The following is a 1,590-nucleotide window of genomic DNA, read 5'->3' as shown; positions in this document are numbered from 1 at the left end:
TTTCACTAAACCAGCTAATAGAAGTCAATATTTTTCAGTAAAATTCCTTAAAATAAAATGATATACTGAAAATGCTCATGCCAAATAACCTTCCTACATCCAATTGGAAGGTTTTGGATTAGTTACTTAATTATATCGCTTAAGCTAAATCTAGGAAAGTCTCTTTGCGTTTCAAAAGGATAAAAATCCAATGAACAAGCTTATTGGTACAAGCAATCATAGCTACTTTAAACGGCTTACCTTCTTCTCGCTTGCGATCATAAAACTCTCTAAGCTTTTTATTACGAGAACTACGAATCCCACAGAGAGCTGCCATATACAAGGCGTGACGCAATCGACTTGATCCTCTCTTGCTTATCCGATTAATCGTTGCTGTGAACTTACCAGACGAATGAACACTCGGATCAATACCAGAGAAGGCAACCAGTTTTTTAGGGTGATTAAACCGTTCGATCTCACCGATTTCGGAAATAATCGTTGCCGCGATTTTTCCTCCTATTCCAGGGATCGATTGGATAATCTTATATTCTTCTATTTCTTCAGCCAGGGCATCTATTTGTTCATCTAACTTTGAAAGATGCTCTTGGTACTGAAGAAGCATTTGAATATACATATGAAGGCTAACTAAATGGCTCTGGTATAATGTGTTTTTAAATGGATTACGATGAGCTGCTTCAATCAGCTTATTGGCTCTGTCCTTTGCCCAACGCTCTGACCTAGTTACACATTCACTTGCAATCTCATCAGTGAGTCGGTTTTCCCCAGCCTCTAAAACAGCTTCCGATGTACTAAATTCCAATAACGTGTTCAGCGAAACCTTAGAATATAAATCTCCAAAAACACCTCTATACTCAGGAAATACCTGATCTAAAATCGCATGGAATTGGAGTTTTGTTTGTACATAAATACCTGTCACTGTTTCATGTTGCCTTGAAAGATTTCGTAGGTTTAGAAGTTGAATACCTCTTTGTTTATATGGCTCCAATTCTTCTTTATAGTAAAGCTCACATAAATTATAAGCATCTATCGCATCAGTCTTCACCTTACGTAAACTTGATTTCTTTGCCTGATAAGAAAGTAACGGATTGACCATAATGTAGAGGTAATCATTCTCCTCTAAGAACTGAACAATTGATGTGTGATAGTGTCCCGTGGATTCAAATATCACTGTTGGTTTGACCCCAGTTTCATCTTCCACCTCTATCAAAAAGTCAAGTAACATCTCTAAACCTTTATTAAAATGCAATACACTGAAGCTTTTTTTATAGGGTTTTCTCTTATCTAAAAAGGCTTGAACTTCACTTTCTCCTTTTGAAACATCCAGACCAATTACTGGATTCATTCTATCTCTTCCTCTCCTGTATACTTACCAGTACCCCTATATCCATCTCCTAGTATCATAGCTTCGCTTGTTATTCGAGATCATTGTCTCAACCAGCCTCAAACATGTTTCTATGAGTAGGGGGCGGACAGTTTAGTTGACGGGATCCAACGTCCCACGCACCCGTTCGTCCTACCCTGGCTACTGATATCATAGGTCCTATATAAAAAAGGTCAACCAGTAAAATCTGGTTAACCTTATAATACGAA

The 1,590-nt window shown here is 37.7% G+C and carries 1 protein-coding gene; it reads right to left on the bottom strand.

Translation table 11 applies throughout. The annotated features are described in order from the left end of the window. Positions 1 to 139 precede the first annotated feature (139 nt). On the bottom strand, positions 140 to 1,342 hold the full coding sequence (locus BK582_RS26340) for an IS110 family RNA-guided transposase (protein ID WP_078598715.1): 1,203 nt from the start codon (positions 1,340 to 1,342) through the stop codon (positions 140 to 142). Positions 1,343 to 1,590 lie beyond the last annotated feature (248 nt).

It is taken from the genome of Evansella clarkii (genome assembly GCF_002019695.1).
Lineage (GTDB): Bacteria > Bacillota > Bacilli > Bacillales > Salisediminibacteriaceae > Evansella > Evansella clarkii.
The sequence above is the reverse complement of the archived record's forward strand: the minus strand, read 5'-3'. Positions and strand labels throughout refer to the sequence as shown.